The 6,149-nt window shown below is 42.1% G+C and carries 6 protein-coding genes and 1 pseudogene; all 7 read left to right on the forward strand.

What is annotated here, in order from left to right; genetic code table 11:
* Positions 1–610 (forward strand): annotated as a pseudogene (locus SSIN_RS10795) (transposase); the annotation flags it as partial.
* A 142-nt stretch (positions 611–752) separates the two neighbouring features.
* A complete protein-coding gene (gene ccdA2 / locus SSIN_RS03170) occupies positions 753–1,463 on the forward strand; it encodes a thiol-disulfide oxidoreductase-associated membrane protein CcdA2 (RefSeq protein ID WP_037615663.1) in 711 nt (236 codons plus the stop codon).
* Positions 1,464–1,490: 27 nt separating this feature from the next.
* Complete coding sequence (locus SSIN_RS03175) at positions 1,491–1,811, forward strand: hypothetical protein (RefSeq protein WP_037615665.1); 321 nt, start codon at positions 1,491–1,493, stop codon at positions 1,809–1,811.
* A gap of 68 nt (positions 1,812–1,879) precedes the next feature.
* Positions 1,880–2,443, forward strand: coding sequence for a redoxin family protein (locus SSIN_RS03180; RefSeq protein ID WP_037615668.1), 564 nt, complete (start codon positions 1,880–1,882; stop codon positions 2,441–2,443).
* A gap of 15 nt (positions 2,444–2,458) precedes the next feature.
* Positions 2,459–3,565, forward strand: coding sequence for a peptide-methionine (R)-S-oxide reductase MsrB (gene msrB / locus SSIN_RS03185; protein ID WP_037615671.1), 1,107 nt, complete (start codon positions 2,459–2,461; stop codon positions 3,563–3,565).
* 59 nt (positions 3,566–3,624) lie between these two features.
* Positions 3,625–4,359, forward strand: a complete 735-nt coding sequence (locus SSIN_RS03190) for a response regulator transcription factor (RefSeq protein WP_037615673.1) — start codon at positions 3,625–3,627, stop codon at positions 4,357–4,359.
* The gene (locus SSIN_RS03195) at positions 4,356–6,059 is read left to right on the forward strand and encodes a cache domain-containing sensor histidine kinase (RefSeq protein WP_037615676.1); all 1,704 of its coding nucleotides are present in this window, start codon (positions 4,356–4,358) and stop codon (positions 6,057–6,059) included. Before SSIN_RS03190 ends, SSIN_RS03195 begins: the two co-directional genes overlap by 4 nt.
* Positions 6,060–6,149 lie beyond the last annotated feature (90 nt).

Below are 6,149 nucleotides of genomic sequence, written 5' to 3' on the forward strand. Positions count from 1 at the left end.
CTGTAAAGACTGTGGAAAAATGGCTGTCGCAGAGACTTCCTTAGTCAAGAAGAATCACCAAATCGCAACCATCGTCAAGAAGAAAATCACTCAAAAATTGATCGAGAAAGTCTCTATGACGGCCATCGCTGAAAGCTTAGCAGTTTCCACGTCAACCGTCATTCGTAAACTGAAAGAGTTTAAATTCAAGACAGATTTATCTTATCTTCCAACTCACATGTCTTGGGAGTGAAACAGTCTGGGGANGCAGGTCCGAAACCGCGTTAAAGTCATTACAATGGATATGTTTAGTCCCTACTACGATATTGCCAGAAAACTATTTCCAAACGCTAAAATCGTCCTCGACCGTTTTCACATTGTACAGCATCTTAGCCGTGCTATGAGTCGTGTCCGTGTTCAAATCATGAATCAATTGGATCGAAAATCTCACGAATACAAGGCTATCAAACGCCTCTACCGTGTGGAAACTTCACGTAATATGAAGACAGGTGGCCATGGTCTGGGCCTTGCGATTGCGCGTGAGTTGGCTCATCAGCTGGGTGGAGAAATTACGATCGAAAGCCAGTGTGGCCTAGGAAGCACCTTTACATTTGCTCTCAACTTAACATAAATCCTCAGTCAGTGGTGAATACTTTCAACTCATGGTGTAGAAAAGATAAAATCAAATTCAAGTTTTTTCAAATCTATCTCCCTATTTTTAGGGGGATTTTTATTTTATACTATAGTCAGAAAATGATCGAGAGGTTTTTGAAATGGCTACAAGTTTTTTGTTCTTTATTTCAGTTTTTCTGGCAGGGATTCTTTCCTTTTTCTCCCCTTGTATCTTACCGCTTATGCCGGTTTATGTAGGAATCTTGTTAGATGAAGAGCAGTCGAGGACGTTCAAGATTCTAGGACGAGAGGTTTCTTGGTATGGGATGGTCAAAACACTCTGCTTTATAGTGGGATTGTCGACTGTATTTTTAGTCTTGGGCTACGGTGCTGGTGCTCTAGGTCAAGTCCTATACGCCCCTTGGTTTCGCTATCTTTTGGGTGGAATTGTCATACTATTGGGAATCCACCAAACGGGCGTCATCAATATCCAGCAGCTGCAAAAGCAAAAAAGCATCCAGTTTAAACAGAATAGTAAACGGAGTGACTTGCTTAATGCCTTTATTTTAGGGATTACTTTTAGCTTTGGTTGGACACCCTGTGTTGGGCCTGTTCTGAGCTCTGTTTTAGCGATTGCTGCTTCTGGGGGAGCTGGTGCTCTTCAGGGCGGTTTGCTTATGTTGGTTTATACACTTGGATTAGCCCTTCCATTTCTAGCTATGGCTTTGGCTTCCGGCTGGGTATTACAGCGCTTTGCAAAACTCAAACCTTATATGGGAACGCTTAAGAAAATCGGCGGGGCACTCATCATCCTCATGGGAATCCTGCTTATGCTCGGAAATCTAAACGCTTTAGCGTCACTATTTGGATAAATATTATATGATTAAAGGAGAAATATCATGAAAAAAATCGCAACTCTTACAATGGCTACTCTTAGTATCTTTGCCTTGGCTGCTTGCTCCAGTCAAAAGTCAAATTCAGATATGAAAAAGATGGACGACAGCAGCATGATGAAGAAAGACGATATGAAAAAAGATGACATGAAGAAGGAGAATATGAAAGACTCTAGCATGTCTGATGACAAGATGCAAAAGGATGATATGAAGGACTCTTCTATGATGTCCGACAGTAAGTCTGACATGAAAGATGATATGAAATCAAGTGATTCAAGCATGAAGGATGAAATGAAAGATTCATCCGAAATATCATCTGATAAATAAAATTATCAATGAGAGTGGAAGTCGTCAATTTTGTCGGCTTTCTCCTTGTTTGGAGAGGAAAGAATACTATGAAAAAACTGTCTCTATTAACCGCAGGGCTGCTTTGTGTAGGATTATTGGGAGCTTGTTCAAATCAGCAAATGAATTCGGAAGCTTCCAAAAATGATAAAAGTTCCATGACTAGCAAGTCAAATTCTAACCAAGCTACAAAAATGGCTAAGGACTTCGCTTTGCAAGGAGTGGACGGCAAGACCTACAAGCTGTCTGATTTTAAAGGCAAGAAAGTCTATCTAAAGTTTTGGGCTTCTTGGTGCTCTATCTGTCTATCCACACTTGGAGATACCAATGATTTGGCTAAGGAACAGTCAGGAAAAGATTATGTTGTCCTGACGGTGGTATCTCCGACTTTTAATGGAGAAAAGTCTGCTAATGATTTCAAGGAATGGTATAAATCTTTGGATTACAAGAACATGCCAGTTCTCATGGATACTAAGGGAGAATTACTGAAAGAATACGGTATTCGCTCTTATCCATCTGCTCTCTTTATCAATAGTGACGGCTCACTTGCTAAAACTCATGTGGGCTACATGGGCAAGGAAGATATTGAGAAAACACTGAAGGAAATCAAGTAGAAAGGAGTAAAGAAAATGGAAGGAAAATGGAAAATTTTTCTGGTTTTAATTGGCTTGCTTTTCTGTTTTGGACTGGTCTATGTGATTGCAGGGAATGGTAAGCAATCATCTCCTGAACAGATCAAGAAAGCCTCTATGAGCAAGACAGAAGTGACCAAACAAAAGAAAGAAGACGTCAAGGAAGAAGATAAGCGGGAGATTTATCTGGCTGGCGGTTGTTTCTGGGGTGTAGAAGAATATTTCTCTAGAGTACCAGGTGTCATTGATGCTGAGTCTGGCTATGCAAATGGTAAGAGCGACACAACCAAGTATGAATTAGTTTCCCAAACTGGTCATGCTGAGACGGTGAAAATTACCTATAACGTTAAAAAGATATCTCTCAAAGAAATCTTACTTCATTATTTCCGTATCATTGATCCGACTTCCAAAAACAAACAAGGAAACGACCAAGGCACCCAGTATCGAACGGGTGTTTATTATAAGGACGAAGCTGATCTTGATACTATTAATCAGGTCTTTGATGAAGTCGCCAAGAAATATGATAAGCCTTTGGCCGTTGAAAAAGAACCTCTGAAAAACTTTATCAAGGCAGAAGATTATCATCAGGATTACCTAAAAAAGAATCCTAATGGGTATTGCCATATCGATGTCAATCAAGCTGCTTACCCAGTTATCGAAGCTAGTCGCTATCCTAAGCCTAGTGATGAAGAGATTAAGGCTAAGCTCTCTCCAGAAGAATACGCAGTCACACAAAAGAATGACACAGAGCGAGCTTTTTCTAATCGCTATTGGGATAAGTTCGATGCTGGTATCTACGTGGATGTGGTGACAGGAGAACCTCTCTTTTCATCAAAGGATAAATTTGACTCTGGCTGCGGTTGGCCGAGTTTCACCCGTCCTGTCAGTCCAGATGTTGCGACTTACAAAGAAGATAAGAGTTTCAACATGACACGGACAGAAGTTCGCAGTCGGGTTGGAAATTCACATCTGGGCCATGTTTTCACTGATGGCCCTAAGGACAAGGGCGGTTTGCGCTATTGCATCAATAGTCTGTCAATTAAGTTCATTCCAAAAGCTGAGATGGAGGAGAAGGGCTACGGTTATCTTTTGGATTATGTTTAAGAGCATTTTGATCGAAAATTTGCTATAATAAATCCAGTAAAAATAAGGAGTTGAATCTTGTGTATTCAATTATGATTGTAGAGGATGAGTATCTGGTCAGACAGGGGATTGCGTCCTTGGTAGACTATGAACAGTTTGGTATGCAAGTCATTGCCCAAGCTGAAAATGGAATAGAAGCTTGGCAGAAATTTCAGGAAAATCCTGCTGACATTCTGCTGACCGATATCAATATGCCACAGATGAACGGTCTCGAACTGGCCAAGCTAGTCAGAGACCAGGCTCCCAAGTGCCATATCGTTTTTCTGACTGGATATGATGATTTTGACTATGCTCGGACGGCCATTAAGCTAGGTGCAGATGACTATCTTCTCAAGCCATTTTCCAAAGATGATGTCGAGGAGATGTTGGCCAAGCTGCAGATCAAGCTTGATAAGGAGCGTAAAAAGGCCCAGATTCAAAGTTTGGTCGATCAGGGGCAGCGCTCTGAGTTGGAAGAGGCCATTCACGCGCGTCTAGCAGATTCAGAATTAAGTCTGAAAAGTTTGGCTTTCCAATTAGGGTTTAGTCCGTCCTATCTAAGTGTTCTTATCAAAAAAGAATTAGGCCTGCCCTTTCAGGATTATCTGATCCAAGAGCGGATGAAAAAAGCAAAACTCTTACTCTTAACTACAGATTTGAAGATTTATGAAATAGCAGAGCAGGTAGGTTTTGACGATATGAACTATTTTTCTCAGCGCTTCAAGCAGGTGGTTGGGCTGACACCTCGGCAGTTTAAAAAAGGAGAGGAGAAATGAAACGGTATCCGCTTCTGATCCAGTTGATTGTCTATATTTTTCTGCTGGTTCTTTTACTCTTGGGGGTTGTTGGGAGTCTTTACTATCAGACTAGCTCAGAAACCATTCGGCAGCTGACAGAGCGGACGACTCGTAATAGTATGGAGCAAAGCGGGCAGTTCATTGCTTCCTATTTGCAGAAATTAAAACAAACCACCTCCACACTGAGCAAGGAAGAAACGATTCGGAAGTATGCTCAGAATCAAGAAAGCAGCGAAACGTCAGTTCAGTCTTTGATGAAAACCATCATTGAGACAGATCCGGATTTGGTGTCGGCAGTATTGGTTACTAAGGACGGGCGCGTGGTCTCGACAGATTCTCAAATCAGCATGCAGACATCCTCTGATATGATGAATGAAAAATGGTATCAGGAAGCCGTCCATACCAGAGCCATGCCTGTCTTGACTCCTGCTCGCAAGGAGTCTCTAGCATTAGAGAAGGAGAAGTGGGTTGTTTCCGTCACTCAGGAAGTAGTGGATGAAGCAGGGCAGAATCTCGGTGTTTTGCGTTTGGATATCGGCTATAAGAGTCTCAAAGCCTATTTGGATCGGCTTCAGCTCGGGAAGAAGGGTTTTAGCTTTATTGTCAACAGCCAGCATGAATTTGTCTATCATCCTAAGAAGAGTGTTTATTCATCCAGTCAGGAAATGAAAGCTATGCAGCCCTATATCTCGGTCAAGGACGGTTACGCAGACCAGAAGCAGGCTTTTGTCTACCAGATTGATATTGCGGACAGCGACTGGACTTTAATTGGCGTTGCCTCATTAGAGCAATTACAGATGCTTCAGTCACAGATGCTTTATTCTTTTGTAGGAATGGGCATTTTAGCACTCCTGCTGTGCTTGACTGGTATTTGGTTTGTTCTACGTTTGTGGATTAAGCCTCTTCAGAATCTGCAGGCTGTCATTCTGAAGATTGGGGCAGGTGACTCAAATTTACGAGCGGAAGCAAAGGGGTCTCCAGAGTTGGTTGACTTGGCTCAGCAATTCAATAAAATGCTGGACCAAATCGAACAACTAATGGAAGCAGTCAAGACTGAAGAACAAAATGTCCGCCGCTATGAGCTCCGAGCTCTCTCTGCTCAAATCAACCCCCATTTCCTTTATAATACCTTGGATACGATTGTCTGGATGGCTGAATTTAACGACAGCAAGCGTGTTGTTGAGGTAACAAAATCACTCGCTCAGTATTTCCGTTTGGCGCTTAATCAAGGGCACGAACAGATTTCTCTTAGAGATGAGATTGACCACGTTCGTCAGTATCTTTTCATCCAGAAGCAGCGCTATGGTGACAAGCTCCAATATGAGATTGAAGAGGATGAATCTCTAGCTGATTATAAACTGCCCAAGCTGGTACTCCAGCCTTTGGTCGAAAATGCCATCTACCATGGCATCAAGGAAATTGACCGACAGGGCATGATTCAGGTGACGTCGAAAGTAGAAGAGGGACAACTGAGACTGTCTATCTATGATAACGGCCGAGGATTTGATGTTAACGCTCCTATGGATGAGACTCTCCTTCGCTTAGGTGGGGTTGGGCTGAAAAATGTCGATCAACGCTTAAGATTACAGTTCGGAGACGACTATCATATGGAAATCCAGTCTGAAGCAGATAAATTCACCCAGATTAGTCTTTATTTGCCGCTAGATTCAGATGATTAAGTTCGCTAATCTTCAATATTAAAGAGCCTGGGACAGACAGCCATGACGACATAGCCGTCACCCACAGAAACATGAAAATAAAGACAACAG

Source organism: Streptococcus sinensis (assembly GCF_000767835.1).
Taxonomy (GTDB): Bacteria; Bacillota; Bacilli; order Lactobacillales; family Streptococcaceae; genus Streptococcus; species Streptococcus sinensis.